The organism is Streptomyces xylophagus (assembly GCF_000716435.1).
Classification (GTDB): domain Bacteria; phylum Actinomycetota; class Actinomycetes; order Streptomycetales; family Streptomycetaceae; genus Streptomyces; species Streptomyces xylophagus.
Map to the genome: position 1 here is coordinate 1 of NZ_JNWO01000077.1, position 1,884 is coordinate 1,884.

Genomic DNA, 1,884 nt, shown 5'->3' on the forward strand with positions numbered 1-1,884 from the left:
GCCCTGTGAAGAAGGGCCGGGGCGTCATGGTGAAGGGATCAGGCCAGCAGCTTGCGGCAGGCGGCGGCGATGGCGGGCAGGAGGGCCTCGTCGACATCGCTGAGCTTCTTCGCCTTGCCGTGCTCGGCGACGAGCTTCGACACGATGGTCGCGTCCTGCGGGTGCTTGCCGCGCACTTCGACGAGCAGCTTCTTCACGTCGTCGTGCGTGAGCGCTTCGGCTTCGTCACCGTCGCTGCCTTCGTCGAGCGGATCGGTCTCGTCGGTCTCGGCCTTGGCGGCTTCCTCGGCGGCCTTCGCGGCAGCTTCTTCCTCGGCCTTCTTCTTCGCAGCGGCCTTCTCGGCGGCCTTCTTCTCGGCTGCGGTCGGGGCCTTGGTCTCGGTCTTGTCCTTCTCGCCAGCGGGCGGAACGACGACGGCGTCGCTGCGGAGGCGGGCCTGCTCAGCTCCGCTCAGCACCGCCTTGGTGCTGGTGGTGCCGAGCCAGGCGGCGACGTTGGCTTTCAGCTCGTCGGGGGTAGCGCCGCCGAAGGTCATCTGGAACGGGAACGGCATGTAGTCGTAGTCTCCTGTGGGGGTTGATAGGTGACGCGCCTTACACTGAGGTCAAGCGCGCTTGGGGTAATCGTCGTCTTCACCGCAGCCCTGTCCGCCGCGACCCACTGAGACGAATTGCTTCCAGTGGATCAAGCCGCGCTTGCAGGCGAAGTGCCAGGACTTGGCGAACTTCGGACCAGTGATGAAGATCGTGATGGTGCGGTTGCCCGCTACTTCGAGGCGGTGAAACATGTCGGCGCTGCGCCAGACGATGCCGCCTCGGCGAACCGTCCGGGCTTTGTGCAGCTCCGGACGGTTCGCACCTTCCGACGTGCGCGTGTAGAACTCGCGCAACGCGCCGGAGACCAGGATCGAGACAGACCACCACGGGTGCGAATGCAGGATGCGGTCGTCGTCGTGGTGGTAGAGATGCAGGTAGACGTTGAAGAACCTGTTGCGCTTGATCGCGTGCCAGCGCTCCATGTAGGGAATGCCGCGCTCGTCGCGCCCGATCTGAACGTCGGGCTTGCGCCGCTGCATGACGCTCCACACTTTGGCGCAGAGAATGTCAGTGATGAAACCGGGAAGCCGCATCGGTGTCTCCGTGTTGGTGTCTGTGTAATCTCACAGACCTTACAAGTTCGTCAATTAAATAGCCGTCGCGTATCGGACAGTTTGCGTTCGCACGCTGCGATGATCTGCTCGTCGAGCGATCCCACCAGCACAACGAAGCGCGTGAACTTCGGCTCGGGCGAGTTCATGTTGAAGATACGCGAGCGCGCTTGCTCGTTCTCGTCCCCCACCCATGACTGCTCCACGAACATCACGTCGTCGGCCGCGCTGAAGTCGAGACCGACACCCATAGCCGTGAGCTGACCGACGACCACCCGGCACTCCGGATCGGTCTGGAAGCGCTGCTTGATGCGTTGCTTCCGCGCGTCCGTGGTGCGGCCGTCGAACGCCTCCACGCCGAACTCTTTCAAGCCCTGGCGGATCGCGTCGATCACGTCGTGATGGTAGGCGAACAGGACGATCTTCGCCTTGGGATCGCCGCGCAGCTCTTCGGTGACGAGGTCGATCACGCCGGGCACCTTCGCCAGGCCGAACGTTCGGCGCAGACCGGCGACGTGCTTCTCCTGCTTCGCGAGCGCCTTGAGCGGGTTCGCAGACTGCAAGGCTTCGGCGACCAGCCGCCCTTGCTCGGACTGCATCAGCGCGTCGAGTTCTTTCTTTTCCTTCTGGCCTGCGCGCACGAACACCTTGGTAGGCGGGAGCATGTCGCGGCCGAAGACGCTCTGGCGCGTGCGCCGAATCACGAAGCCTGCAAGCTTCTGCTTCAGCTCTTTGT

At 63.9% G+C, this 1,884-nt stretch carries 3 protein-coding genes; all 3 read right to left on the reverse strand.

Annotated elements, in window-relative coordinates; genetic code table 11:
• Positions 1–38: 38 nt before the first annotated feature.
• Positions 39–554: a hypothetical protein gene (locus tag OO70_RS55690; RefSeq protein ID WP_030529772.1), complete on the reverse strand. Its 516-nt coding sequence runs from the start codon at positions 552–554 to the stop codon at positions 39–41.
• A gap of 51 nt (positions 555–605) precedes the next feature.
• The gene (locus tag OO70_RS50205) at positions 606–1,130 is read right to left on the reverse strand and encodes a hypothetical protein (protein WP_030529771.1); all 525 of its coding nucleotides are present in this window, start codon (positions 1,128–1,130) and stop codon (positions 606–608) included.
• Between the two features lie 50 nt (positions 1,131–1,180).
• A partial coding sequence (locus OO70_RS50210) for a helicase-related protein (protein WP_158711676.1) occupies positions 1,181–1,884 on the reverse strand: 704 nt, incomplete at its 5' end.

Coding starts and splice junctions, on each gene's coding strand:
- OO70_RS55690 (WP_030529772.1), bottom strand. CDS start 554: ATGCCGTTCCCGTTCCAGATGACCTTCGGCGGCGCTACCCCCGACGAG.
- OO70_RS50205 (WP_030529771.1), bottom strand. CDS start 1,130: ATGCGGCTTCCCGGTTTCATCACTGACATTCTCTGCGCCAAAGTGTGG.